The sequence below is a fragment of the Leucobacter chironomi DSM 19883 genome (genome assembly GCF_000421845.1).
In the GTDB taxonomy this organism is placed as follows: domain Bacteria; phylum Actinomycetota; class Actinomycetes; order Actinomycetales; family Microbacteriaceae; genus Leucobacter; species Leucobacter chironomi.
The window spans coordinates 247,763-273,562 of sequence record NZ_ATXU01000002.1; the positions used below are offsets into that span (position 1 = coordinate 247,763).

Here is a 25,800-nt window from a genome sequence, read left to right on the forward strand (position 1 = left end):
GGGTGGGGTGTTCCTACAGGTGCCCCGCCGCGTCCATGCTGCGCAGCTCGCGCTTGAGCTCGGCGACCTCGTCGCGCAGACGCGCCGCGAGCTCGAACTTGAGCTCTTCTGCGGCGACGAGCATCTGATCCGTGAGGTCGGAGATGAGCTCTTCGAGCTTCGCCGCTCCCTCGGCGCCGATCGCGCCGGCGCGCGACGCGGCCTTGCCCTTCGCGCGCTGCGCGGAGCCGCCCTTGCGCTGAGCGTGGGCGCCCGTGCGCGAGAGCACATCCTCGGTGTCGGCGGCCTCGCGCGCGAGCATCTCGGTGATGTCGCCGATCTTCTTGCGCAGCGGCTGCGGGTCGATGCCGCGTTCGGCGTTGTAGGCTTGCTGGATCTCACGCCGGCGGTTGGTCTCGTCGATCGCCTCGCGCATGGAGCGGGTGACGGTGTCGGCGTACATGTGCACCTGGCCCGACACGTTTCGGGCGGCGCGGCCGATCGTCTGGATGAGCGAGGTGGAGGAGCGCAGGAAGCCCTCCTTGTCGGCGTCGAGGATCGCCACGAGCGAAACCTCGGGGAGGTCGAGGCCCTCGCGCAACAGGTTGATGCCGACCAGTACGTCGTAGACGCCCGCGCGCAGCTCGGTGAGCAGTTCGACGCGGCGCAGCGTGTCGACATCGGAGTGCAGGTAGCGCACCCGGATGCCGGCCTCCTCCATGAAGGTGGTGAGCTGCTCGGCCATCTTCTTCGTGAGGGTGGTGACGAGCACGCGCTCGTCGCGCTCGGCGCGCACTCGCACCTCTTCGAGGAGGTCGTCGATCTGGCCCTGGGAGGGCTTGACCACGATCTCCGGGTCGATGAGACCGGTGGGACGGATGATCTGCTCGACGACGCCGTCGGCGCGATCCATCTCGTAGCGGCCGGGGGTGGCCGAAAGGTACACGGTCTGGCCGACGCGCTCCTTGAACTCGTCGAACTTCAGCGGCCGGTTGTCGAGCGCGCTCGGCAGACGGAAACCGTGGTCCACGAGCGTGCGCTTGCGGGATGCGTCGCCCTCGAACATGGCACCGATCTGCGGCACGGTCACGTGCGACTCGTCGATCACCACGAGGAAGTCGTCGGGGAAGTAGTCGAGCAGGCAGTGCGGGGCCTCCCCCGGCTGGCGGCCGTCGATGTGGCGCGAGTAGTTCTCGATGCCCGAGCAGAAGCCGATCTGCTCCATCATCTCGAGGTCGAAGGTGGTGCGCATGCGCAGGCGCTGCTCTTCGACCAGCTTGTTCTGCTGCTTGAGCTCGCGGGTGCGACCGTCGAGCTCCTCGGCGATCGTGTCCATGGCGCGGTTCATCACATTGCGGCTCGCGACGTAGTGCGAGCCGGGGAAGACGGATACCGTCTCGACCTGCTTGATCACGTCGCCGGTGACCGGGTGGAGATAGTAGAGCGCCTCGATCTCGTCGCCGAAGAACTCGATGCGGATCGCCAGCTCCTCGTACATGGGGATAATTTCGACGGTGTCGCCGCGCACCCGGAAGTTGCCGCGCACGAACTCGATGTCGTTGCGTTGATACTGCATATCGACGAAGCGCCGCAGCAGCACATCGCGATCGAGCGTGTCGCCCACCACGAGCGGCACCATCGCCTCGTAGTACTCTTCCGGCTTGCCGAGGCCGTAGATGCACGAGACGGTGGAGACGACCACTACGTCGCGGCGGGAGAGCAGCGCGTTGGTGGTGGAGTGGCGCAGGCGCTCGACCTCGGAGTTGATCGAGGAGTCTTTCTCGATGAAGGTGTCGGTCTGCGGCACGTAGGCCTCGGGCTGGTAGTAGTCGTAGTAGCTCACGAAATATTCGACGGCGTTGTGGGGCATGAGCTCTTTGAACTCGTTCGCCAGCTGCGCCGCGAGGGTCTTGTTGTGGGCCAGGATGAGAGTGGGGCGCTGCACCTGCTCGATGAGCCAGGCGGTCGTGGCGGACTTGCCGGTGCCGGTGGCGCCGAGCAGCACGATGTCGGTCTCGCCCGCGTTGATGCGCCCGGCCAGCTCTTCGATGGCCGCCGGCTGATCGCCGCTGGGCTCGTACTCGCTGACCACTTCGAAGGGGCGAACGCTGCGCGTGGGTTCCATGATTCCGAGGGTACTCGGCACCACTGACATTCTCGCGTCGGTTCGCGGGAGGCGGATGCCGGACCTGGCGCCTCAGGCCGCGTCGAAGCTCGCGGGCAGCGGCAGATTGCCCACGCCGGTCACCCGCACCGCGTCGAGTCCCTGCCAGCGCGCCGCGTTCGCCAGCAGCGACACCGCGGTCTCCGCAGTACGCGCAGGCGCCCGATCCTCCATCCACGCGGCCTGCACCAGCAGCGCGCCGCGCTCCCCCGGCTTCCGGGGCCGATCCGCCTTCAGATCGATGCGGCCGGCGAGCCGGCCGCCCACCATCAGCGGCAGGCAGTAGTAGCCGTAGCGCCGCTTCTCCTTCGGCGTGTAGATCTCGATGCGGTAGTGGAAATCGAACACGCGCTCGGCCCGCGGCCTGAACCACACCACCGGGTCGAACGGGGTCAGCAGCGCGTCAGGGGCGAGCCGCGCAGGCACACGGGCATCCCGGTGCAGCCAGGCCGTCTCGGGTGAACCGTCGCCCCGAAGCCACCCGGAGACGGCCACCGGGATCAGGGCCCCCTGCTCCTCCAAGCCCTGCACCGCCGCACGCGCATCGGCAGGCTTCAGCCGGTGATAGTCGGCGAGATCCGCGAGCGTCGCGACCCCGAGAGAGCGGGCCGCCTGCTCTACGAGCGCGCGCTGCGCCTCCTCCCGGCCCACCGGTTGCAGCGCCTCGGCGGGCAGCACCTGCTCGGCGAGCGCGTAGCGCCGCTGGAACCCCTCACGGCCCGCAGCAGCCACCTCGCCCCAGGCGAACAGCATCTCCACTGCGAGCTTCGTGTCGCTCCAGTCCCACCACGGCCCGCGACCACTGCGCGGACCGTCCTCCAGCTCGCGCACGAACTGCGGGCCGTCCGAGGCGAGCGCCGACCGCACCTGATCGATCGTCGGCGCCAGCGCCTCGGCGCGACCATCGCGGCGGTAGCGGTCGCGGAACTCGCCCATGCGCCACCCGAACAGCGCCCGATCGCGCACCGGAATGAACGCCGCCTCGTGCGCCCAGTACTCCGTGAACTCGCCGTCGCGCCACAGATGACGGTCGAGCGCCGCCGCGTCGTAACCGCCGTGGCGGGAGAACACGGGCAGGTAGTGGCTGCGGGCGAACACGTTCACCGAATCGATCTGCAGCACGTGCAGTGCGTCGAGCGCGGCGTCGAACGGGCGCCGCCGACGTAGCCGCGGCGCGTTCGAGAACCCCTGGGCCGCGAGCCCGACGCGTCGCGCCTCGGCGGCGCTCAGGGAATCCACGAGCGTGGAATCAGGCGAACCAGAGCCCGAGCTCGCGCTCGGCGGACAGCGTGGAATCGCTGCCGTGCACGAGGTTCTGCTGCACCTTCAGACCCCAGTCGCGGCCGAGATCGCCGCGGATCGTGCCAGGGGCGGCGGCGGTCGGATCGGTGGCGCCCGCCAGTGAACGGAAGCCCTCGATCACACGCTCGCCCTGGGCGCGAACCGCTACCACGGGGCCCGAGCCCATGAACTCGATGAGCGGCTCGTAGAAGGGCTTGCCCTCATGCTCGGCGTAGTGGGCGGCCAGCAGCTCGCGATCCGCGTGCACCATGCGCAGATCGGCGATGGTGTACCCCTTCGCCTCGATGCGGCGCAGGATCTCTCCGGTGAGGCCGCGGGCCACGCCGTCGGGCTTCACCAGGATGAGGGTCTCTTCAGCGGACATGCACGCTCCTTCGGTACAGGGTCGGCGGGGTGCGTGTCACCCCGCCACAGATTCTATCGAGGCCGCAGACCCGGCGAGACGCCGTCACCCGCCCTGCGCGGCGATCCAGGCCGCACGGTCGCGGTCGATCTGGGCGCCCTTCACCATGCAGTAGACCCAGAGCGCCGTGAACACCAGCCCCACCAGCAGAGCCATGGGCAACAGGATCGCGGTCGCGAGCATGAGGGCGTGCACCACCCAGCCGAGGATGATCCCCACCCGGCCCGTGCGCATGAGACCCAGCGCCACGATGATGAGCAGCCCGAGGCCGCCGCCGATGACGAGGCCGAGCTCGCGAGGCTCCAAGGTGCTGAGACCGAAAAGCGAAAGGCCGATCAGGACGACGACGATGAGTTCGAAGCCGAGCACGATCGAGGCGAGCGCCTTCTGAGTGGACTGGCCGCCGCGGCGCGCACCCGCCACGCGCATCGCCGAGTTGTGGGCCATTGTCTCCGAGGGCGAGAGTTGCAGCTCCTCGGGGGATTCCGGGTTCACCGGGTTCTCCGATCCGCTGTTCACGCCGTCGGCGGGGCCGGTGCGCTTGTCGGTCATGCGATGCCCCAGCCCTCGGCGCGGGCGTGCGCGATCGCCTCGCCCGCGAGCAGCACCGAGCCGACGACGAGCACACCGCGCCCCTCGGCGCGGCCGGCCCAGGCGCGGGCTTCGTCGAGCGCTTCGGGCAAGCCGTCCGCGATCTCGATCGGCGTATCCGGGATCGCCTCCTCTGCGACCTCGCGCAGCGCCGAGGCGTCGAGCGAGCGCGGCGACTCGACGGGGGTGACGGTGACACGGTGCGCGATCGGCGCGAGCGCGCGCAGCAGCCCGAAGGCATCCTTCTCTTCGAGCACGCCCGCAACGAGGGCCAGCTCCTCGAAGTTGAACGACTCGGCGACGGCCCGCGCGAGCGCCTCGGCGCCGTGCGGATTGTGCGCTGCGTCAACGTAGACCGCCGGGTCGGTGCCGATGAGCTGCAGACGGCCGGGGGAGGTGAGCTGGCCGAGGCCCTCGTCGAGCACCTCCTCGGGAACGGGGCGCTCCGCGCCGAAGAACACCTCGACGGCCGTGACGGCGAGCGTGACGTTCTCGGCCTGGTGCCGGCCGAACAGCGGCACGAAGGCCGGATCGTAGGGGCGGCCGGTGATGCCGACGAACTGGATCTGGCGGCCGCCCACGGCGACCCGATCTTCGATGAGACGGAAGTCGCGCCCCTGCACGATGAGGGGCGCGCCGGCTCGTTCGGCGGCGTCTTCGAGCTCGGCCAGCGCCTCGGGCGCCTGCTCGGCCGACACGACGGCGGTGCCCCGCTTCACGATGCCGGCCTTGGTGCGCGCGATGGTCTCGATGTCGGGGCCGAGGATCGCCGTGTGATCGAGATCGATGGGCGTAAAGACGGCGACACGGGCGTCGGCGATGTTGGTCGCGTCCCACTCCCCGCCCATGCCGACCTCGATGACAGCCACCTCGACGGGGGCGTCGGCGAAGGCAGCGTAGGCCAGCACTGCGAGCGCTTCGAAAAAGGTGATCGGACCCTGGCCGTCGGCGGCGAGTTCGGCGTCGACCACGTCGAGCGGCAGCCGCAGCTCGTCCCAAGCCGAGGCGAGAACGGTGCCGTCGATCGGGGCGCCGTCGATCTGGAAGCGCTCCGTGAAATCGACGAGGTGCGGGCTCGTGAAGAGGCCGGTGCGCAGACCGTGCGCGCGCAGCAGCGACTCGATGGCGCGGCTCGTGGAGGTCTTGCCGTTGGTGCCGGCGATCTGGATCACCGGGTACGACAGCTGCGGGCTGCCCGCGAGCTCGGCGAGCCGGCGCACCGGTTCGATGCGCGGGCGAGGGCTCGCCTCGCCGACGCGGGTGAGCAGTTCTTCGTAGACGCGCGCGGCGGCGTCGGCGTTCATCGGGTTCACTCTGCGTCCTGCTTCCAGTGCTCGGTGACATCGATCGTGATGACGAGCGGATCCTTGCCCGTGCCGAGCGCGTCGGCACGAGAGATGAACACCCCGGGGCCGGTCTCGGGCAGCGCGGTCAGCAGCTCGGCGAACTCGTCAGAGGGCAGGGCGCTGGCGGCGAACCCGACCGCCAGCGTCTCCGCTGCGATGAGCTCGGCGTGCGCTTCGAGGGCGTTCGCGTGGTCGGGCGTCGCGTTCAGGGCGAGCACGATGCGGTCGCTCACGTCGAGGCCGGCGTTCTTGCGAGCCTCCTGTACGGCGCGGATCGCGTCGCGCGCGATGCCCTCGGCCTCGAGCTCAGCGGTGGTCTCGGTCGAGAGCAGGATGAAGCCGCCGCCGGGGATCAGCGAGAGCGCGGGGCCGCCGTCGGAGCCCGCCGCATCACCGGCGCCGGCGCTCAGCGTCAGCTCGTACTCGTGGGGCTCCAGCGCGATGCCGCCGGCCACCACCACGCCGGCCTCCTCGGACCAGTCGCCCGACTTCGCGGCCTTGATGGCCTGCTGCACCTGCTTGCCGAGCCGCGGGCCCGCGGCCCGCGCGTTGACCGCGAGGGTCTGCACGATGCCGTGTTCTTCGGCGCTCGTCTCGGTCTGCTGCACGAGACGCACGGCCTTGACGTTGAGCTCGTCGCGCAGGATGCCTGCGAAGGGCTCCAGGGCCTGCGGGCGGGCCGTGACGACTGTGAGTTCGGCGAGCGGCAGTCGCACGCGCAGACGGCGGGCCTTGCGCAGCGCGAGCGCCTGAGAGGTGATGAGGCGCACCTCGTCCATGGCCGCGACGAGCTCGTCGTCGACGGGGAACGCGTCGGCGGCGGGCCAGTCCTCCAGGTGCACCGAGCGGCCGTTGCTCGCGCCGTCGGTGTAGCCGAGGCCCCGCCACAGCTCCTCCGTGACGAGCGGGGCGAGCGGGGCGGCCACCCGCGCCACGGTCTCGAGTACCGTGTACAGGGTGTCGAATGCCTGCTGGTTATCGGGCTTGCCGTTCTCGCCGTGTACGCCCTCCCAGAAGCGGTCTCGCGAGCGACGCACGTACCAGTTGGTGAGCACCTCGGCGTAGGCTCGCAGCGCCTCGGCGGCCGAAGTGGTGTCGAGCCCTTCGAGGTGGGCCTCGACGTCGCGCACGAGCCGCCCGGTCTTCGCGAGGATGTAGCGGTCGAGGGGGTCGCTCGAATCGGTGCGCCACTCCCCCGTCGCGCCGTCGGCGTTGGCGTAGAGGCTGAAGAAGTACCAGGTGCTCCAGAGCGGCAGGATGAACTGGCGCACGCCCTCGCGGATGCCCTCCTCGGTGACGATGAGGTTGCCGCCGCGCACCACGGGCGACGCCATGAGGAACCAGCGCATGGCATCCGAGCCGTCGCGGTCGAACACCTCGTTCACGTCGGGGTAGTTGCGCAGGCTCTTCGACATCTTGTTGCCGTCGCTGCCGAGCACGATGCCGTGGCTGACCACGTTCTTGAACGCCGGGCGGTCGAAGAGCGCCGTGGCGAGCACGTGCTGCACGTAGAACCAGCCGCGGGTCTGCCCGATGTACTCGACGATGAAGTCGGCGGGCTGGTGCGTGTCGAACCACTCCTGGTTCTCGAAGGGGTAGTGCACCTGGGCGAACGGCATGGAGGCGGAGTCGAACCAGACGTCGAGGACGTCCTCGATGCGGCGCATCGTCGACTTGCCCGTGGGGTCGTCGGGGTTCGGCCGCGTCAGCGAGTCGATGTAGGGACGATGCAGATCCACCTCGCCGGAGGCGCCGCGCGGCAGCTCGCCGAAGTCGCGCTCGAGCTCGGCGATCGAGCCGTACACGTCGACGCGGGGGTACTCCGGGTCGTCGCTCTTCCAGACCGGGATCGGGCTGCCCCAGAAGCGGTTGCGGCTGATCGACCAGTCGCGCGCACCCTCGAGCCACTTGCCGAACTGGCCGTGCTTCACGTTCTCGGGTACCCACGTGATCTGCTCATTCGTCTCGATCATGCGCTGCTTGAGATCGGTGACGCGCACGAACCAGCTCGAGACGGCCTTGTAGATGAGCGGGTTGCGGCAGCGCCAGCAGTGCGGGTAAGAGTGCTCGTAGCTCGCCTCGCGCAGCAGGCGGCCGCGCTCGCGCATCAGCCGGATCAGCGGACGGTTGGCGTCCATCCAGAGCTGGCCCGCCACATCGGAGACGGCCTTCAGGAAGCGGCCGCCGTCGTCGACGCTCACGATGACGGGGATGCCGGCGGCGGCGGTGATGCGCATATCGTCTTCGCCGTAGGCGGAGGCCTGGTGCACGATGCCCGTGCCGTCGCCCGTCGAGACGTAGTCGTCGACGAGGATCTGCCAGGCGTTCTCGGTGCCCCACTCCTCGGCGTCGGCGTAGTAGTCGAAGACCCGCTCGTAGCGCACGCCGGCCAGTTCGGCGCCCGGCAGCGTGCGCACGGCGGCCTCGCGTGCGGCGTCGGCCGACTCGTAGCCGAGATCCTTCGCGTGGTTGCCGACCAGCTCGCCGGCGAGCAGGTATCGGGCCTCGCCGGGGGCTCCCCCGTCGGCGGCGCCGGCCGGGCCCGCAGGCACGACCGCGTAGGCGATCTCCGGGCCGACCGCGAGCGCGAGGTTGGTGGGCAGGGTCCAGGGCGTGGTCGTCCAGGCCAGGGCGCGCACGCCCTGCAGGCCCAGCTCAGCGGCGCGCTCTCCCGTGAGGGGGAAGGTGACGGTCACCGAGGGGTCCTGTCGCATCTGGTAGACGTCGTCGTCCATGCGCAGCTCGTGGTTCGACAGCGGGGTCTCGTCGCGCCAGCAGTAGGGCAGGATGCGCGAGCCCTCGTAGGCGAGGCCCCGATCGTAGAGCTGCTTGAACGCCCAGATGACGCTCTCCATGTAGTCGAGGTTGAGCGTCTTGTAGTCGTTCTCGAAGTCGACCCAGCGGGCCTGGCGGGTGACGTACTCCTGCCACTCGCGGGTGTACTGCAGCACCGACTCACGGGCCTCCTCGTTGAAGGCGGCCACGCCCATCTGTTCGATCTCGGCCTTCTCGGTGATGCCCAGCTGCTTCATCGCCTCGAGCTCGGCGGGGAGGCCGTGGGTGTCCCAGCCGAAGCGTCGCTCGACCTTCTTGCCGCGCATGGTCTGGAAACGCGGGAACACGTCCTTGGCGTAGCCGGTGAGGAGGTGGCCGTAGTGGGGCAGGCCGTTCGCGAAGGGAGGGCCGTCGTTGAAGACCCACTCCTCGTGGCCCTCGCGGCGGCGAATCGACTCGCGGAAGGTGTCGTCGCGCTTCCAGAACTCGAGCACCTGCTGCTCGATCTCGGGGAGCCGCGGTGACGGGCTCACGCCGGCGGGGACCGCCTGCGCGTCAGCGGGCGACGAAGCGCCGGAAGGGCTGGTTCCGGTCGACTGCTGGGGGTACGGCATTGCTCGCTCCTGGCTTCTCGGTCTGTCTGCCGCCAGTCTGACTGAGACCACTGACATTGCTGGGTCTCGGTGTCGGATCGGCGGTGTGTCAGTGCCGGGACGAGCTCGGGGATGCTGGACCCCTCACCCGCGGTACCACCCCGCTTGCCCGGCGCGCTCGGGAGCACGCGGGCCTCTTGATTCGGCTGTGACGGGCCGTACCCGTTCGGGTCTAGTGAGTGCGCGATCCGGAAATCGCACACCGTTCTTCCGAAGACTCACCGGTGATGGCCGGATCGCAGTCGATGAGCACCAGTCTACCGCACGGTGACTCCGCCCGATCATAAGCGGGATCGCCGTGCCGGCGCTCATGCGTGGTGACGCAGTTGCTCTTCGAGCTCCGCGATGACCGCGTCGGTGGTGCGGGCGGCCTTCCGGCGGTTGACGAACTCCTGCACGTAGTCCATCTCGCCGCGCATCTGCTCCAGGCGGGTGAGCGCCCGGCCGAAGAGACGCTCCGAGAACTCCTCCGACTCGCGCGTGACGGCCTCGGCCTGCAGCCTCGCCGCCTCGACCAGATTGTGGGCCTTCTCGAGCGCGTCGCGGCGCTGCTGCTCCACGTACTGCTGCACGCGCGTGTGCAGCGACTCGCTCTCCTGGGAGACCTCGTAGGCGCGTCGGTTGATCTCCGCAGCCTTCGCGTTCGACTCGTCGAGCACGGCCTGCGCCTCGCTCAGCGCGGCCTCGTGACGCTGCGCGTACTCGGCCTCCGCCTCCTCCTGACGGTGGGCGATCGAGCGCTCGGCGGCGAGCACGGCGTGCTCGGTCTCCAGACGCATGCGGTTGATCTCGGTGCGCTGCTCGTCGATCTGCTGCTTCGCGGCGGTGCGCATCTGCACGATCTCGCTCTCGGCCTCGGCCTGCAGGCGGGACACCTCGCGTTTCGCCGAAGCCAGGTTCTCGCCGGCTTCTGTGAGGCGCTTGTTGGCGAGGCTCGACATCTCAGCGGCGTGGGTCTCACTGGAGAGGCGGATCTCCTCGGCGCGCGCCGTGGCATCGCCGATCAGCTGGTTCGCGCGCGACTCGCTCTCGCGGGTGCGGCGCTGCGCCTCGGCCGCGGCCTCCGAGGCGATCTGCTCGGACTCGGCGTGCGCGTCGGTGATCATCTTCTCGGCCTGCGACTCGGCGATGCGCAGCACCTCCTCGAACTTCGAGCCGAGGCCCGAGAAGTTCGGCTTGCTCTGCTGAGCCTTCGACAGCTGCTTCTTCGCAATGTCGAGCTGCGCCTCGAGATCGAGCAGACGATCGGCGATGCCGTCGCGCTCGCTCTGCATCTGCTGCACTTTCGACTCGAAGTTGCGGAGGAGTCGATCGACAGCGTGGCGAGAGTACCCGCGCACTTCGCGGGGGATGTCATATTCGTGTAGCGATATGCTGTGCTCTTTCAGTCTGCGTGAACAGGGGTGTCGGTGCTGAGCGCTCGGTTGAGCTATTCAGCCTGCGGAACTTCTTCAGCAGTAGGCTCGACCGCTTCCTCTAAGGGAGCTTGGTCAGACGCAGCAGGATCCAATGCGATACTCAGTGCACCGGCGTTGACGATGATGTGCTGCGATTCCCGGTAGAGAACTGCGAGGCGGCTCTCCGGAAAGATGAGAACGCGGTCGCCGGTCTCGGCTCGCGCGAAGAACGGCTCGGTGCTCAGAGTCGCCGGATCTTCGACGGTGGCGATCGTCGGAGTCTCCTCGGGCAGCACCATCAGGGTGCCGACCTCGGCGAGCAGATCCTCACCCGACAGACCCTCCGCGGCGCCCGCCTCCGTCGCATCGCCGGCGCCGGAGCGAGTGGCGAACTGCGTCACCACCGGCGCGGCGACGGCTGCGAGGATCAGCGCGCCGCCCAGCGCGAGCGCCACGATGCGCGCCCGGCGGATCCGCCACAGCTCGCCCAGAGAGCCGAGGCGATCGGCGAGGCGGATCCGCGCACGCGTGTCCGCTGCGGGCTTCCGCTGCGGCTTCGGGGCGGGCACGGCAGCGCTGCGTTTCGAGGTGCGCCGCGGTCGCGGCTCGCGCTCCGGCTTCGGTTCGCGCCTCGGTGGCGGTTCCGCGAGGGGTCTCGGTGCAACCGCGCCGGCGTGCGCGACGGGCTCATCGAAGCTGACGGAGTCGATGTCGGCCGCGGCAGACGGGGTGGGCAGCGGGTCGGGCTCGATGGCCGGGAGTGTGGTGGAGGCGGCGGGTCGTGCGGAGTGGCTCGCGCTCGGGCGACGGGGCGACGCGGCTCTCGGCCGCGGTGTCGTCGGCTCGATACGGGCGTGGCTGCCCGTGTGAAGCCCCGGCGAGGTCGCGCTCGCGGTCCCCGGCACGGTGCGAGGCGTCGGTGAGTCGACGCTCGGAGCGGGTCGAGCCGGGCCGGCGCTGGGCGTGCGAGGCGGCTCGGGCTCACCCGCGGGGGTCGGGTCGGCGGCTTCTGCGAGAGCGCTCTTGCTCTCGGCGAGCACGCTGCGCAGGCGCGCCATGGCCTCGTCGAGCGCGGTCGAGGCGTCCCACGGCACGCGTTCCGCCGAGGCGGGCTCGCCGGGGTGCCGGGCCGGCTCGTCCGGTGCGGACTGCGCGGCGCGCGGGGGTGGCGTGGTCATCGAGCGGCCTCCGATCCGGAGCGGGCGGCATCGTCTGGAGCGGCGGCGGAAGAATCGCCAGTGCTCGCTCGCAGGCGGGCGAGTTTCGCTTCGAATGCCGCGAGTTTCTCGCGCTTCGCTTCTCGGTGGGCGTGCACGATGACGGCCAGCAGAGCCAGCGTGGCGGCACCGGCGCCGACCGCCCATCAGGGGAACCTGGGGAGGGCCGACGGCTGCCCCGAGCTCTGGTGCACGGGCGGCGGTTCCAGGCGTTCCGCGGTCACCACGAAGCGGTGGGAGTTCACGCCGAACGGAGTGCAGGTGATGAGCGAGACGACATCGCGATCCGGATAGACCGGGTGCATCGCAGCCTGCTCGGGCTCGAGCACTTCGGTGGTGATCACACGGTAGGTGAGGACCTCGTCCATGACCTCGATGTGGATCAGATCGCCCTTCACGACCTCGGGCAGGTGGGTGAAACCCACCGACTCCGCAACCCCTCGGTGCGCGCCGAGCACGGCGTGCGTGCCGTCGCCCCCGACCGGGAGCGACGAGTTCTCGGAGTGTCCGACGCCGCGAACGAGCACGCTCTCGGCGAGCGTGTGCCGGATCGGCTGGTCGAGGTCGATAGACGGCACTCGGAGCCGCGCGATGACGTCGGTATCCGGCAGCAGCAGCGTTGTGCGGTAGTCGTCTCCCGGCAGACCGGAGCCCGTGGCGAAGCGCTGATTGTAAGCGCGCGCGGCCTCGAGTAGCTGGTGTCGCTGGGTGGGACCGGCCTTCTCGACGGTGCTGGAGAGCTCCCGGGTGGCGATGGCCTGGTCCCGCTGCTCGAACCACTGCGCAGCCGAGGGGTACAGCAGCACGAGCACACCCAGCCAGACCATCGCGGCGACGATGACGCGGCGCCCCGGGGAGAGCGACAGCCCCGCGCGGGGTCGCCGCGGAGCCGCTCCCGGAACGGGATCGGCGACGGCGGAGCTCTGGGCTCCGCTGCTGCGGTTGCGGTCATGCTCTCCTGCGTCGCTCTCTGGTGGAACAGCGGGTGGAATCGATGGTGTTCATCTTATACGTCTGCCGATTTTGTGTTGAGTGCTTGCGATGCACTAACACTGTGTATCGTTTGCGATCGCTGATCGTCTGCGCGGCCGTGCTGCGGGTCTCCGGCCCTGCTGTCGAACGGGAGACCCGCAGTCTCATGCTTCTGCGGTGTCGTGCTTGCGGCGGCCGAAGATTGCGAAGAGCGCGCCGCCGGCGATGAGGATCGCTCCCCCGATACCGATCGCGGCCATGCCTGCCCCACCGAGGACCGGGAGGGCGCCGGCCTGGCGCATCTGGTTCGGTCCGTGAAGTCAGCGGTCGAGGTGCTCGCCACGCGAGGGCGGTGCGGATCGCGCAGCGGAAACGGTGCCCGGCGCGTATGCGCACAGCACTCCCATTTCCAGCCCCCATAGCTGAGCTCTCCCCTGGTTGGATCTGTACAGCAGCGTCTTCGTCGCCGCGCCGCTTCCGGGCAACAACCAGTACGAATTGCTGTTCGACGTTCAAGGTTAGCTATGCGGAGTCCATATCTAAGCATTCAGATGGTGAATATCACCTCATCCGGAGCGTTTTTCACCCGCCATGCGTTCGAGATTCACCCGCAGGGGTAATTCCGGGTGCTCTCTTTCGCATTCCCCTGGGTCTGCGCCGCGTCTTTCGAAGCGGCAGCTGATCTCTGCAGCTGATCTCTGCAGCGGATCTCTGCAGCGGATCGGGGCGCCTTCGAAGGCTGTTCAGCTCACTCGCGCAGTTGAGCGAGTGGCATCCACCGGATCTTGCCGTCGATCACGGTGAGAACCTCGCCCTCCTCGCCGATCCGGCCCTCGGAGTCGCGCAGCGTCTCCACCTGCAGCGCCTTCGCGAAGAGGCCCGTGGCGTGGTCGAAGCGCAGCACCGATGGATCGGCCCAGGCCGTTGCGGTGCCATCCCACGGGAGGATCTGGCCGCGGTTGTCGGAGCGGGTGGTCGCCTGCTCGCCGCTCGTGCAGGCCGACTCGCTGCGGGTGTAGGGCTGCAGGCCGTCGACAGGCGGCATCGCCATCAGATTGCGGTGGTGGTCGCTCGCGTGCAGTAGCCGCAGCTCGAGCACCGCGGCCGCCGTCGCTCCCGCGGCTGCGCGACTCATCACGAGACGATACTGGCCGAACTGCTCCGGCGAGATCACCTCGAAGGTCTTCTCCTCGAACGGCGCCCAAGTCAATCCGGATCGCGTGTCGAGGGCCGTCCACGCTGCACCGTCGTTCGAGCCCTCGAGCCTGAATTCGGCGGGGGCCGATGCGGGATCGCCTGACGCCCGCAGCACGTAGTGCGTCACCGTGCGCTGCTCGGGCAGCGAGACCGCGAGCCACTCCCCGAGGGGCGGAGTACCCGTCTGCCACGCCGGCAACGAGGCGGGATCGATCCCCAGTTCACCCGCACGGCCGAAGACCGAGAACGCGGGGGCGGCCTCGGGACTCGCGGTGCCCGACGCAGTCGACGACGTGACCCGGAACCCGCCCACCACCTCGGCATCCATGGCGGGCATCACCACGGGTGTGGCCTCTGCGAAGAGCGCGTCGGGTACCTCCGCGAAGTCGCCGCGCACCAGCTCCTGGCCGTTGAGACGCAGCCAGCCGCGCCCCTGAGCGTCGGTGAAGCGGAGGGCGCGCTCGTCGAGGTAGCGGACCTCGCCCGGCGCTGGGCAGACCTCGGCCGGGATCTCCGGCGAGATCCCGCATTCGTAGGCGGCCCCGGTCCACCGGATGCGCTCGCCCGACTCGCAGCTCGGCACCGCAATGCCGAGCACCCCGCCGATCTCGGGGCTGAGCGAGAGCTGTGCGAGGGGCGAGCGGGGCTGCGCGGCGGCGACTGCGCTCTGACCGACACGCGGCTCCACGGAAGGCTCCTCCGCGGGTGTCGCCTCGTCCGGCGTGGAGTCCGAGACGGGCAGGGGGGTTCCGGAGGCGTCGGCCGGGGGCGCGCTGCAGGAGAGCGCACCGTCGACCAGGGTCAGACCCTGCGACATGTCGGCCCCGCAGCTCTCGGTCGTGAGGGGGAGGTCGGCCTCGTCGGCCGCACTGCCGGAGCACTCCCAGCCACCTTCGGCCGTGGCGACGAGCGTGTGCCCGGCAGGGCAGATCATGAGGCCCAGGCCGCCGGCGTCGATCCGCAGCCCGGATCCTTCTCCGAGCAGCGCCGGCGGGGTCGACACCCCCGCCGCGCCCTGCGCCCCGGTGGCTCCCTGCGCCCCGGTGGCTCCGGTCGTTCCGGTCGCGCCGCGCGACCCGTCGGCCCCTGTGGCGCCGCTCGCTCCCGTCGCACCGGTGGCGCCGACGGCTCCGGTCGCGCCGGGCTTCCCCGGGCGACCGACCTCTCCGGCTTCGCCCCGCTCCCCGCGCTCGCCCGCAGGCCCCTGGGGGCCCGTCACGGACAGTGCGCTGAACGTGTCGATGGTCTGCGGCAGCAGGACCACGACGGCCCCGCCGAGCACGAGGGCCGCAGCTGCCGCGCTGCAGACGAGCACTGTTCGTCGGCGTCGCTGCAGGCGCTCCAGTTCGGCGAGGTCGTCGTGGCTGAAGCCCACCGAGAAGGCATCCGTCTTCCACGCGCCGTCCGTCGCGCCGCGGCCGATCCGCTCCATCCGATGATCGCTCATGCTGATGCGCACCTCGGCGTCATCGCAGCTGCTGCGTGCGATATCGAGAGAGGGAGCACGGAAACCTCATCGCTGAAAGATAGACGAATACCGACTCAACTGTACCGGCACCGCCCACTGCATGGCGAGCCGTTGCGCTGTTGACGCTTCGATAGGCCCCCGCCAGGCGTCGAGTGTAACGTCCGCGTAACGATGACGAATGTGTGAAAAGCCTGATCGGGGCAAGGTACGCCGCCGGTTTCGGTGGTCTGAGCGCACCGCTCGCCTTGCATGTTACCTCTCGACGTTGTTAGCGTCGAGGCAGCGTCGAGTGCACATCTGATGTCGCTCGTCGCGCCCCTCGGAACGAAATCGCTGAGCTACAGCGAGCCGGAGGCGGGCGCGACGGTAGGTGGCCGATGAACACTCCGCAATACGATATCCGGCCTGTTGGGAGGCCGTGGATCTGGGCTGCCGTTTTCCGGCGCCCGACACGGGCCGCGCTTCGGAGCGCCCGCGATCCGCATCCTCCCGCGCCAGAGGAGTTGAGAAGTGAACAGTACAACTGAACAGTCCGACCGGGCGCGCGACGATGCGCTCGCCATCGAAGTGGAGCACGCCACCAAGGTGTTCGGGCGACGCCCGAAAGAAGCGGTGAAGCAGCTCAAACGAGGTGCGTCCCGCGACGAGGTGCGCTCGCACGGCACCGCCGCGGTGATCGACGCGAGCTTCACCGTGAGCCGGGGCGAGATCTTCGTGGTGATGGGCCTCTCGGGATCCGGTAAGTCCACGCTGATCCGCATGCTCAACGGCCTCAACCCCACCAGCGACGGTTCGATCAAGGTCAACGGCCGAGAGGTCGTCGGCCGCACCGCGGCCGAGCTGCGCGAACTGCGCCGAGACCACATGTCGATGGTGTTCCAGCACTTCGCGCTGCTCCCCCACCGGACCGTGCTCGACAACGTCGCCTACGGCCTCGAACTGCAGGGCGTTCCCGTGGCCGAACGCCAGGAGCGGGCCCGCGGCTGGCTCGACCGGGTCGGGCTCGCCGGCTGGGAGCGCAGCCTCCCCGGCGAACTCTCCGGCGGCATGCAGCAGCGCGTCGGCATCGCCAGGGCACTCACCGCCGACACCGACATCTTGCTCATGGACGAGGCGTTCTCGGCGCTCGACCCCCTGATCCGGCGCGAAATGCAGGAGCAGCTCATCGAGCTGCAGCAGGAACTCGGGAAGACGATCGTGTTCATCACCCACGATCTCAACGAGGCGATGTTCCTGGGCGACCGCATCGCGGTGATGCGCGACGGCCGCATCGTGCAGGTCGGCACGCCCAACGACATCCTTACCGACCCCGCGAACGACTACGTCGCCCAGTTCGTGCAGGACGTGGATCGGGCCCGCGTGCTCACCGCCGGCGACGTCATGGAGCCGCCGCACGCCGTCGTCTTCGCCTCGGCCGGCCCCCGCACCGCGCTGAAGACGATGCGCGACCTGCAGACCTCGGCCTGCTTCGTCACCGACTCCGCACGCCGCCTGCTCGGCGTGGTGCGGGACAAGGACGTGCTGCGCCAGGTGCGCGAGGGCAGCACCGACCTGACCGAGCGGCTGCGCCCCACGCCGTCGATCGTGCAGCGCGACCAGCTCATCGCCGACCTCTTCGAGCTCGCGGTCGAGAGCCCGCTGCCCGTCGCCGTCACCGATGCGCAGGGCCGGCTCATCGGCGTCGTGCCCCGCGTCACGCTGCTCGCAGCCCTCGCGGATCTGCCCGCCACCACCACCGAGATCCCCGTCATCGAACCCACCCCGGAGGTGCCCGCCGCCATGATCACGCAAACACTCGAGGAGAGCGCGATCGCCGGCGCCGCGACCGCGAGCGGGGAGGTGCGCTGATGGAGGGGTTCCGCATTCCCCTGGGCGACTGGGTCGCCGATGCGCTCGACTGGTTCAAGAGCACCTTCACCTGGCTGCTCGACTTCATCACGCTCGTGGTGGGTTGGCTCGTCGAAGGGCTCGCGGACACGCTCGTCGCGATCCCGTTCGCCGCGCTGATCCTCGTCTTCGCGCTGATCGGCTGGCTCGTGCGCTCCTGGCAGCTGGCCGTCGGCACGGCCGTGACGATGCTGCTGATCGTCGCGATGGATCAGTGGGAGAACGCCATGCTCACGCTCGCGCTCGTGCTGGTGGCCGCCGTGATCGCCGTGATCATCGCGGTGCCGCTCGGCATCCTCGCCGCTCGGAACGACAGATTCAGTGCGGTGATCCGCCCCGTGCTCGACTTCATGCAGACCATGCCGTCGCTGGTGTATCTGATCCCCGCCGTGGTGTTCTTCAGCGTCGGCTTCGTGCCCGGCGTCTTCGCGACGCTGCTGTTCTCGCTGCCCCCGGGCGTGCGCTTCACCGAACTCGGCATCCGCGGGGTCGACTCCGAGACCGTCGAGGCCGGTCAGGCCTTCGGCGCGACCCCCGGCAAGATCCTGCGCGGCATCCAGCTGCCGCTCGCCACTCCCACTATCATGGCCGGCATCAACCAGGTGATCATGCTCGCGCTGTCGATGGCCGTGGTCGCGGGCATGGCCGGTGCGAACGGACTCGGCAAGGAGGTCGTGGCGGCGCTGTCCACCCTCAACATCGCGAAGGGCGTCGAGGCCGGCCTGAGCGTCGTGATCCTCGCCGTCTTCCTCGACCGAGTGACCGCCGCGCTCGGCAACCCCGCCGAGTACAAGTCGTCGCTGCTCGGCGTGCTGCGCAAGCAGCGCAACGAGCGCACGCCCTCCCCCGCGCCCGTGCCGGCCGCGGCCCAGTGACCTGCAAGACCACGAATGAACAGTCGGGGCGGCAAGCCCCGTTCCGCGCCACCGGGCGCGGAGAGAAAGGAAACACGATGATCAAGCGCAAGCTCACCGGAATCCTCGCCCTCGGAGCGGCGGCCAGCCTCGCCCTCGTCGGCTGCTCCAGCGACGGCGGATCCGCCAACGGCGACGGCGGCGACAAGGGCACCATCACCCTCGGCTTCCTGCCCAGCTGGACCGACGGCCTCAGCACCGCCTACCTGCTCGAGAATCAGCTCGAGAAGCTCGGCTACGACGTCGAGATGGAGGAGCTCACCGAGGCCGCCGTGCTCTACACCGGCCTCGCGGGCGGCGACATCGACGTGTACCCCTCGGCCTGGTCCGAGAAGACGCACGCCACCTACATGGAGCAGTACGGCGACCGCCTCGAAGACCTCGGCGCCTACTACGACAATGCGGTGCTCACCATCGCGGTGCCCGAGTACATGGATGACGTGAACTCCATCGAGGATCTCGTCGGCCAGGCCGACCGCTTCGACGGCGAGATCATCGGCATCGAGCCGAGCGCGGGCCTCACCGAGCAGACCGAGACCGTCATGATGCCGGAGTACGGCCTCGACGACTACTCGCTCGTGACCTCGTCGACCGCGACCATGCTCGCGACGCTGCAGGAGAAGATCGACAAGAAGGAAGACGTCGTGGTCACCCTGTGGCGTCCGTTCTGGGCGAACGACGCGTTCCCCGTGAAGGATCTCGAGGACCCGAAGGGCGCGATGGGCGAGCCCGAAGCGCTGCACTTCCTGGCGACCGACGGCTTCTCGGCGCAGTACCCCGAGGCGGCAGAGCTCATCAAGGGCATTCAGCTCGACGACGCCGCCTATGGTGCGCTCGAAGCGCTCGTGACCGGCGACGAGTACCAGGGCGACCCCGAGGGCGCCGTGGAGGCGTGGCTCGCCGAGCACCCCGACGCCTTCCCCGGCCTCATCGCCTGAGCGATCCGCTGAGGGGTGCGGGCACCGCGCCCCTCTGATCGACGGGGAGCCCCGTGCTGCTGCTTCGGCGAGGCCGCAGCACGGGGCTCCCCGTCGCTGCGTCGACGGTTCGCTGCGTCGACGGTTCGCTGCGTCGACGGTTCGCCCAGCCCCGCCGAAAACCGGCTATGGTGGCCAGCAACCAACCCGGGTGGTTCGCACGACGAGAGCGTGGGAGGCGCGATGGACACGGAAACGGCGCGAAGACGCGCGAAGCAGGTGGCCGGCATGATCGGCGCCGCAGTGGTGATCGGGGCGATCATCTGGATCGACGTCGCCACCGGCCTGTGGCAGGAGCTGGTGATCGTCGCCGGGCTCGCCGCGGGCCTCGTCACCTTCCTGCTCACCGTGCTCGTGCTCGACCGGGTGATCGCCCGATCCACCGCCAGACGGTGGGCGCCCCTCAACAGGCTCGCGCTCTCCGAGTTCCTGCATGCGATCGCGGACGAGCAGCGCAGCGAGATCTCCCGCGGCGCGGTCGTGCCGCGCGCGCTCGCACCGCCCGCCTCCACGCTCGACGTCGAGGCGGCACCGCACGATCCGCTGATCCGCGAGCGCCTGCACGACGAACTCGCCGCCTGCAACACTGCGCTGCACGCGCTGGCAGCCGAACTCCGGGATCGCCTCAGCGTGGCCGACCGAGGTGCGGCGAGCCGACGCGCTGCGAGCCGAGGCGCGGCCGCAGCTCGCCCCGCAGCCTAGACTGCCGATGCTGCCCGTGTTTCGGGGCTCACCCGTGTTTCGGAGCGGCACCGGCGATCGTATCCGAAACACGTGCGAGATCCGAGACTCGGGCCGGTGCCAGAACTCGCACGAGCGGGCCTCGAAGCAAAGATGGGCGCCGCAACACGGCTCGGCGCCGACCCCTCGCGCGGCGGCCGATGGGTGCGTAGGATCGGGCGTGACGCAGCAACGTGCGGCGAGGGGTCGCCGAGCACCGTCGAGCACGCCGAGCAGAGGAGCCCACCGTGACCGAGCAGTTCCCCGTTCCCGAGATCGTCGAACGCCCCGAGCAGCATCTCGCGGTCGTACGCGAGACGGTCGCCTTCGACGCCATCCCCGGGCTCTACGACCGGGCGTACCCGGAGATCTTCGGCGCGCTCGGGCGGGCGGGCATCGCCCCCGCCGCGGCTCCCATGGGCGTGATGCACGGGCAGCCCGGCGCCGAACTCGACCTGTCGGTCGCGGTGCCAGTGGCGGCGCCGTTCGCGGGCGACGGGATGGTCTCGGCCGAGACGATTCCCGCCGGCCGCGCGGCGACTCTGCTCGTGCGCGGCGACTACGGCCTGCTCGCCGCGGCCTACGAGCACCTCTTCGCGTGGATCGCCGAGCAGGGGCTCACGCCGACGGGACTCTCCTGGGAGCAGTACCTCACGGAGCCCGAGCCGGGCGGCGATCCCGCCCAGAACGAGACGCTGATCGCGGCCGGGCTGCAGGACTGAGCGCCCAGCCGCTGGGCGGCGCCGCACGCGCGGCCCAGCCGCGCGTCCGGCGATCCGCGCCCGACACGCTCCGATAGACTGGCCGGGTTGACCATTCAGGCACCAGAGCCGTCCCTTCGGGCGGCGCACTGACGCGGTGCCGCCCATAGCGAAGACGGAGCCCCTGCATGAGCGCGATCCCCGACAAGCCGAAACTCGAAGGCCTCGAAGCCAAGTGGGGCCCGGTATGGGAGGAGACGGGCACCTACCGTTTCGACCGCGACGGGGCCGAGCGAGCCGAGGTCTACAGCATCGACACTCCCCCGCCCACCGCTTCGGGTTCGCTGCATGTCGGCCACGTGTTCTCCTACACCCACACCGACACCATCGCCCGCTATCAGCGCATGCAGGGCAAGCGCGTCTTCTACCCGATGGGCTGGGACGACAACGGCCTGCCCACCGAGCGCCGCGTGCAGAACTACTACGGGGTGCGCTGCGACCCGTCGCTCCCCTACGTCGAGGGCTTCGTGCCCCCGCACGAGGGCGGTGACGGCAAGAGCGTCAAAGCGGCGGATCAGCAGCCCATCTCGCGCCGCAACTTCATCGAGCTGTGCGAGAAGCTCACCGTCGAAGACGAGAAGCAGTTCGAGGATCTCTGGCGCACGCTCGGTCTCTCGGTCGACTGGACCCAGACCTACCGCACCATCGGCGCCGAGTCGCTGCGGGCGTCGCAGCTCGCATTCATCCGCAACGTCGAGCGCGGGGAGGCGTACCAGGCACAGGCTCCCACGCTGTGGGACGTGACCTTCCGCACCGCGGTGGCCCAGGCCGAGCTCGAGGATCGGGATCAGCCCAGCGCGTACCACACGCTCGCCTTCCACCGCACCGACGGCGGCGGCGACATCCTCATCGACACGACGCGCCCCGAGCTGCTCGCCGCGTGCGTCGCGCTCGTGGCGCACCCCGACGACGAGCGATTCAAGCCCCTCTTCGGCTCGACCGTGCGCACGCCGCTCTTCGAGGTCGAGGTGCCGATCGTCGCGCACCACCTCGCGCAGCAGGACAAGGGCACCGGCATCGCGATGATCTGCACCTTCGGCGACGTGACCGACGTGGTGTGGTGGCGCGAGCTCGATCTGCCGAACCGCGCAATCCTCGGCTTCGACGGCCGCGTGATCTCGGAGGCCCCCGAGGCGATCACGAGCGAGCGGGGTCGCGAGGCCTACGCGCAGATCGCCGGGAAGACCGTGTTCAGCGCGAAGGCCGCCGTCGTCGAGGCCCTGCAGGCCTCGGGCGAGCTCGTCGGTGAGATCCGCAAGATCAACCACCCGGTCAAGTTCTTCGAGAAGGGCGACAAGCCGCTCGAGATCGTCTCGACCCGGCAGTGGTACATCAAGAACGGTGCCCGCGACGAGCAGCTGCGGGATCGCCTGCTGGCGCACGGCCGCGAACTCGCCTGGCACCCCGACTTCATGCGGGTGCGCTACGAGAACTGGGTCGAGGGCCTCTCGGGAGACTGGCTCATCTCGCGCCAGCGCTTCTTCGGGGTACCGATCCCGGTCTGGTACCCGCTCGACGCCGAGGGCAACCCGGTGTTCGACGAGCCGATCCTGCCGGCCGCAGAGCAGCTCCCCGTCGACCCGTCGAGCGACCTGCCCGCGGGCTACACCGAGGAGCAGCGCGGAGTGCCGGGCGGCTTCCTGGGCGAGGTCGACGTGATGGACACGTGGGCGACCTCCTCGCTCACGCCCCAGCTCGCCGGCGGCTGGGAGCGGGATCCCGAGCTCTTCGATCTCGTGTACCCGTTCAGCCTGCGCCCCCAGGGCCAGGACATCATCCGTACCTGGCTCTTCTCGACGCTGCTGCGCTCCGAGCTCGAGGCCGGGCAGCTGCCGTGGCAGAACGCCGGCATCTCGGGCTGGATCCTCGATCCTGACCGTAAGAAGATGTCGAAGTCGAAGGGCAACGTGGTGACCCCGGCCGGGATGCTCGAGCAGCACGGCTCAGACGCGGTGCGCTACTGGGCGGCCTCCGCGAAGCTCGGCACCGACGCCGCCTTCGATCCGCAGAACCCGACGCAGATCAAGATCGGCCGCCGCCTCGCCATCAAGCTGCTGAACGCGGCGAAGTTCACGCTCTCCTTCGACGCCTCCGGCGCGGGATCGGTCACCGAAGCGCTCGACCGCTCGATGCTCGCGGGCCTCGCCCGCGTGATCGAGGGGGCCACGCGCGCCTTCGAGTCGTACGATCACGCCCGCGCGCTCGAACTCACCGAGTCGTTCTTTTGGACGTTCTGCGACGACTACCTCGAGCTCGTCAAGGAGCGCGCCCACAACGGCGAGGGGCAGGCGCAGGCCTCGGCCGTGACCGCCCTGCGCACGGCCCTCTCGGCCTTCGTGCGCCTGCTCGCACCGTTCCTGCCCTACGCGGCCGAGGAGGTCTGGTCGTGGTTCGGCGAGGGCTCCGTGCACCGCGCGGCCTGGCCCGTCACCTCCGAGGTGGTCGACCTCGCGGGCTGCGATGCCGACGCCGAACTGCTGGGCCTCGTGGGCGGCGCCCTCGTGGGCGTGCGCGGCGCGAAGACCTCCGCCAAGGCCTCGCAGCGCACGCCGGTCGCCCTCGCCGTGGTGCACGCCCCGGTTGACGTGCGCGACCGACTCGCTCTCGCAGCCGACGACCTCGCTGCAGTGGGCCGCATCGCCGAGCTGCGCATCGAGGTCGCCGAGGTCGACGCCGTGACCGTCGCTCAGATCGAACTCGAAGCGGCCGAGGCCTGATCATGCAGCTGGGGGTGCGCTGGCGGGCGGGCGATCCGCCCCATCGCAGCGTGCCCCCGCTGCTGCACCCGGCCATCGCGGCGCAGGAGGCCGTGCACCCGGGTGCCTCCTCCTGGACGCTCACCTGGCTCGAGGGGCGGCCGCGCTGCGCGCTTGAAGACGCCGTGATCGTGACGCTCGACGCGGCCGGAGGCGTTGCGGTGATCGACGGTTCGACCGCGTCGCTCTCGGGGCACGGTGCGGGCGGCTCCCCGGCCGCCGCAGAGGACGACGACGACTGGCTGCTGTGAAAGGCGACGACATGACCACTCCCCTTCGCCCCCGCGCACTGCTCGCCGCCGGGATCGCCGGCCTGCTCGCGGTCTCGCTCGCCTCCTGCGCCCCCGAGCCCGACGAGATCGCCGGAGCGAAGTCGAAGGAGCAGATCGCGAACGGCGAGGAGACCGAAGATCCGGGTCAGCGCGCCCAGGTTCCCGAGGAGGCGCTGCAGAAGCAGGCGGAGCTGCCTGCGGGCTTCCCCTCGGATCGCTTCCCGCTGCCGAAGGACGCCGTCATCGACGACGCCGGCGAGCGCGGCGCGGGCGTGTGGTTCGTGGTGCTGCGCGCGAAGGACGCCGCGCAGGCGTCGACGCAGTGGTCGGCGATCATCTCGGCCGGCGGCTTCGAGGCCGCCGACCAGCAGGGCGACCCCGCCTCGGCGGATGCCTCGGCCATGCTGCGAAGCGCGAGCCTCGAAGCGTTCGCCCTGATGCTGGTCCAGGACGACGGCTCGGTGCTGCTCAGCTACGACCTCACCGAGCAGTAGCGCTCGGAGCGCCGCTGCTCTGTACCGCTCTGCGTCGCTGCCGGCCGAGCGAGACCCTGCCGAGGCGAAGCCGGGCCGAGGCTGCGGTCAGGCGCTCTCGCGAGCAGGCGCGCGTCGGGATATAGCGTGTCGTACTGTCAGGCGCTCTCGCGGCCGCGATGCGACTGGAGCATGCGCGGCGGCGCCTCGCCCAGCACCGACTCGCGGGTGACGATCACCTTGGTGACGTCGCCGTCGGAGGGCACCTCGAACATCACAGGCCCCAGCAGCGTCTCGAGGATCGCACGCAGACCGCGCGCGCCGGTCTTGCGGGCGACAGCCTGCTCGGCGATCGCCTCGAGCGCCGCGTCTTCGAACTCGAGGTCGACTCCGTCGATCTCGAACATGCGCTGGTACTGCTTCACGAGGGCGTTGCGGGGCTCGGTGAGGATGCGGGTGAGCGCCGGCACGTCGAGCGGGTCGACGGTGGCCACGACGGGCAGACGGCCGATGAACTCGGGGATGAGCCCGAACTTGTGCAGGTCTTCGGGCTGCACCTCGGCGAAGAGCCGGTCGTCGTCGCGCTTGCTCGACACCGGCGCGCCGAAACCGATGCCGCCCTTGCCGAGCCGAGAGCCGATGATCTCTTCGAGGCCGGCGAATGCGCCGGCGACGATGAAGAGCACGTTCGTGGTGTCGAGCTGCAGAAACTCCTGGTTGGGGTGCTTGCGGCCGCCCTGCGGCGGGATCGAGGCGACGGTGCCCTCGAGGATCTTGAGCAGCGCCTGCTGCACGCCCTCGCCCGACACGTCGCGGGTGATGGAGGGGTTCTCGGCCTTGCGCGAGATCTTGTCGATCTCGTCGATGTAGATGATGCCGGTCTCGGCGCGCTGCACGTCGAAGTCTGCGGCCTGCAGCAGTTTCAGCAGGATGTTCTCGACGTCTTCGCCGACGTAGCCGGCCTCGGTGAGCGCCGTCGCGTCGGCGACGGCGAAGGGCACTCCCAGCTGACGCGCGAGCGACTGGGCGAGGTAGGTCTTGCCGCAGCCCGTGGGGCCGATCAGCAGGATGTTCGACTTCGCGATCTCGACCTGCTCGGAGGCGGTGTCGGCGCTCGTGAGGGCGGAGGCGGCGCGCACGCGCTTGTAGTGGTTGTACACGGCCACCGCGAGCGACTGCTTCGCGCGGTCCTGGCCGATCACGTACTCGTCGAGGAACTCGGCGATCTCGCGAGGCTTGTGCAGCGTGAAGTCTGAGGGTTCGGCGCTCTGGTGCTCGGCCATGCGCTCTTCGATGATCTCGTTGCAGAGCGCGACGCACTCGTCGCAGATGTAGATCTGCGGGCCGGCGATGAGCTGCTGCACCTGCTTCTGCGACTTGCCGCAGAAGGAGCACTTGAGCAGCTCGCTGCTTTCGCCGATTCTCGCCATGCGGGGCTCCTTCACACTCGAACGGAAACGAGACACTCAGAGACTATCCGGGACCACTGACATTCACCGGAGGGGCGCGCCGTGCGAAGGCCGCCGGACGGAGGCGGCGGGTCCGGGCTGGAAGGCCCGAACCCGCCGCGATCCGT

At 69.8% G+C, this 25,800-nt stretch carries 19 protein-coding genes; 8 read left to right on the forward strand and 11 right to left on the reverse strand.

The genetic code is table 11. The annotated features are described in order from the left end of the window. Window positions 1–13: 13 nt before the first annotated feature. The 10 genes from uvrB to H629_RS15530 form a co-directional block, all read right to left on the reverse strand. Entirely contained in the window at window positions 14–2,104 is a 2,091-nt protein-coding gene (gene uvrB, locus H629_RS0103030) for an excinuclease ABC subunit UvrB (RefSeq protein ID WP_024355883.1), read from the reverse strand. Window positions 2,105–2,176: 72 nt separating this feature from the next. Further along, entirely contained in the window at window positions 2,177–3,382 is a 1,206-nt protein-coding gene (locus tag H629_RS0103035) for a winged helix-turn-helix domain-containing protein (RefSeq protein ID WP_024355884.1), read from the reverse strand. A gap of 10 nt (window positions 3,383–3,392) precedes the next feature. Then, window positions 3,393–3,809, reverse strand: a complete 417-nt coding sequence (gene ndk / locus H629_RS0103040; protein WP_024355885.1) for a nucleoside-diphosphate kinase — start codon at window positions 3,807–3,809, stop codon at window positions 3,393–3,395. Window positions 3,810–3,893: 84 nt separating this feature from the next. Next, window positions 3,894–4,400, reverse strand: coding sequence for a DUF4233 domain-containing protein (locus H629_RS0103045; RefSeq protein WP_024355886.1), 507 nt, complete (start codon window positions 4,398–4,400; stop codon window positions 3,894–3,896). Next, on the reverse strand, window positions 4,397–5,743 hold the full coding sequence (locus H629_RS0103050; protein ID WP_029746521.1) for a bifunctional folylpolyglutamate synthase/dihydrofolate synthase: 1,347 nt from the start codon (window positions 5,741–5,743) through the stop codon (window positions 4,397–4,399). The genes H629_RS0103045 and H629_RS0103050 overlap by 4 nt, the downstream gene beginning before the upstream one ends. Before the next feature lie 5 nt (window positions 5,744–5,748). Continuing rightward, window positions 5,749–9,174 carry an isoleucine--tRNA ligase gene (gene ileS, locus H629_RS0103055; RefSeq protein WP_024355888.1) on the reverse strand — a complete coding sequence of 1,142 codons (3,426 nt, stop codon included), beginning with the start codon at window positions 9,172–9,174 and terminating at the stop codon, window positions 5,749–5,751. Window positions 9,175–9,521: 347 nt separating this feature from the next. Further along, on the reverse strand, window positions 9,522–10,487 hold the full coding sequence (locus H629_RS0103060; protein WP_152485627.1) for a coiled-coil domain-containing protein: 966 nt from the start codon (window positions 10,485–10,487) through the stop codon (window positions 9,522–9,524). Window positions 10,488–10,642: 155 nt separating this feature from the next. Next, window positions 10,643–11,788, reverse strand: coding sequence for a hypothetical protein (locus tag H629_RS0103065; protein WP_024355890.1), 1,146 nt, complete (start codon window positions 11,786–11,788; stop codon window positions 10,643–10,645). Window positions 11,789–11,973: 185 nt separating this feature from the next. Then, on the reverse strand, window positions 11,974–12,654 hold the full coding sequence (locus H629_RS13890; protein ID WP_051137783.1) for a class C sortase: 681 nt from the start codon (window positions 12,652–12,654) through the stop codon (window positions 11,974–11,976). Window positions 12,655–13,547: 893 nt separating this feature from the next. Further along, on the reverse strand, window positions 13,548–15,443 hold the full coding sequence (locus H629_RS15530; RefSeq protein ID WP_205618679.1) for a discoidin domain-containing protein: 1,896 nt from the start codon (window positions 15,441–15,443) through the stop codon (window positions 13,548–13,550). A 531-nt stretch (window positions 15,444–15,974) separates the two neighbouring features. Between H629_RS15530 and H629_RS0103085 the strand changes: the two genes are divergently transcribed. The 8 genes from H629_RS0103085 (at window position 15,975) to H629_RS0103120 (ending at window position 24,245) form a co-directional block, all read left to right on the forward strand. Beyond that, entirely contained in the window at window positions 15,975–17,312 is a 1,338-nt protein-coding gene (locus H629_RS0103085) for a quaternary amine ABC transporter ATP-binding protein (protein ID WP_024355893.1), read from the forward strand. Next, window positions 17,312–18,226 (forward strand): ABC transporter permease, encoded by a 915-nt coding sequence (locus H629_RS0103090; RefSeq protein WP_024355894.1) that lies wholly within the window; start codon window positions 17,312–17,314, stop codon window positions 18,224–18,226. Before H629_RS0103085 ends, H629_RS0103090 begins: the two co-directional genes overlap by 1 nt. A gap of 77 nt (window positions 18,227–18,303) precedes the next feature. After that, window positions 18,304–19,203: a glycine betaine ABC transporter substrate-binding protein gene (locus H629_RS0103095; protein ID WP_024355895.1), complete on the forward strand. Its 900-nt coding sequence runs from the start codon at window positions 18,304–18,306 to the stop codon at window positions 19,201–19,203. Between the two features lie 222 nt (window positions 19,204–19,425). Then, entirely contained in the window at window positions 19,426–19,944 is a 519-nt protein-coding gene (locus tag H629_RS15535) for a hypothetical protein (RefSeq protein ID WP_024355896.1), read from the forward strand. Between the two features lie 266 nt (window positions 19,945–20,210). Next, window positions 20,211–20,684: a GyrI-like domain-containing protein gene (locus tag H629_RS0103105; RefSeq protein WP_024355897.1), complete on the forward strand. Its 474-nt coding sequence runs from the start codon at window positions 20,211–20,213 to the stop codon at window positions 20,682–20,684. A gap of 167 nt (window positions 20,685–20,851) precedes the next feature. Further along, window positions 20,852–23,440, forward strand: a complete 2,589-nt coding sequence (gene valS, locus H629_RS0103110; RefSeq protein ID WP_024355898.1) for a valine--tRNA ligase — start codon at window positions 20,852–20,854, stop codon at window positions 23,438–23,440. A 2-nt stretch (window positions 23,441–23,442) separates the two neighbouring features. Next, complete coding sequence (locus H629_RS0103115) at window positions 23,443–23,730, forward strand: hypothetical protein (protein WP_024355899.1); 288 nt, start codon at window positions 23,443–23,445, stop codon at window positions 23,728–23,730. An 11-nt stretch (window positions 23,731–23,741) separates the two neighbouring features. Further along, the gene (locus H629_RS0103120) at window positions 23,742–24,245 is read left to right on the forward strand and encodes a hypothetical protein (protein ID WP_024355900.1); all 504 of its coding nucleotides are present in this window, start codon (window positions 23,742–23,744) and stop codon (window positions 24,243–24,245) included. Window positions 24,246–24,382: 137 nt separating this feature from the next. On the opposite strand, the gene clpX is transcribed toward H629_RS0103120, so the two are convergent. After that, window positions 24,383–25,654, reverse strand: coding sequence for an ATP-dependent Clp protease ATP-binding subunit ClpX (clpX, locus tag H629_RS0103125; RefSeq protein WP_024355901.1), 1,272 nt, complete (start codon window positions 25,652–25,654; stop codon window positions 24,383–24,385). Window positions 25,655–25,800: the final 146 nt, after the last annotated feature.

Excerpts from the sequence above, each read along its gene's own strand:
- ndk (WP_024355885.1), bottom strand. The coding sequence starts at position 3,809 with ATGTCCGCTGAAGAGACCCTCATCCTGGTGAAGCCCGACGGCGTGGCC.
- ileS (WP_024355888.1), bottom strand. The coding sequence starts at position 9,174 with ATGCCGTACCCCCAGCAGTCGACCGGAACCAGCCCTTCCGGCGCTTCG.
- H629_RS0103120 (WP_024355900.1), top strand. The coding sequence starts at position 23,742 with ATGACCACTCCCCTTCGCCCCCGCGCACTGCTCGCCGCCGGGATCGCC.
- valS (WP_024355898.1), top strand. The coding sequence starts at position 20,852 with ATGAGCGCGATCCCCGACAAGCCGAAACTCGAAGGCCTCGAAGCCAAG.
- H629_RS0103050 (WP_029746521.1), bottom strand. The coding sequence starts at position 5,743 with ATGAACGCCGACGCCGCCGCGCGCGTCTACGAAGAACTGCTCACCCGC.
- H629_RS0103065 (WP_024355890.1), bottom strand. The coding sequence starts at position 11,788 with ATGACCACGCCACCCCCGCGCGCCGCGCAGTCCGCACCGGACGAGCCG.
- H629_RS15535 (WP_024355896.1), top strand. The coding sequence starts at position 19,426 with ATGGACACGGAAACGGCGCGAAGACGCGCGAAGCAGGTGGCCGGCATG.
- H629_RS15530 (WP_205618679.1), bottom strand. The coding sequence starts at position 15,443 with ATGAGCGATCATCGGATGGAGCGGATCGGCCGCGGCGCGACGGACGGC.
- H629_RS0103095 (WP_024355895.1), top strand. The coding sequence starts at position 18,304 with ATGATCAAGCGCAAGCTCACCGGAATCCTCGCCCTCGGAGCGGCGGCC.
- clpX (WP_024355901.1), bottom strand. The coding sequence starts at position 25,654 with ATGGCGAGAATCGGCGAAAGCAGCGAGCTGCTCAAGTGCTCCTTCTGC.
- H629_RS0103115 (WP_024355899.1), top strand. The coding sequence starts at position 23,443 with ATGCAGCTGGGGGTGCGCTGGCGGGCGGGCGATCCGCCCCATCGCAGC.
- H629_RS0103090 (WP_024355894.1), top strand. The coding sequence starts at position 17,312 with ATGGAGGGGTTCCGCATTCCCCTGGGCGACTGGGTCGCCGATGCGCTC.
- H629_RS0103045 (WP_024355886.1), bottom strand. The coding sequence starts at position 4,400 with ATGACCGACAAGCGCACCGGCCCCGCCGACGGCGTGAACAGCGGATCG.
- H629_RS0103060 (WP_152485627.1), bottom strand. The coding sequence starts at position 10,487 with ATGCAGAGCGAGCGCGACGGCATCGCCGATCGTCTGCTCGATCTCGAG.
- H629_RS13890 (WP_051137783.1), bottom strand. The coding sequence starts at position 12,654 with ATGGTCTGGCTGGGTGTGCTCGTGCTGCTGTACCCCTCGGCTGCGCAG.
- uvrB (WP_024355883.1), bottom strand. The coding sequence starts at position 2,104 with ATGGAACCCACGCGCAGCGTTCGCCCCTTCGAAGTGGTCAGCGAGTAC.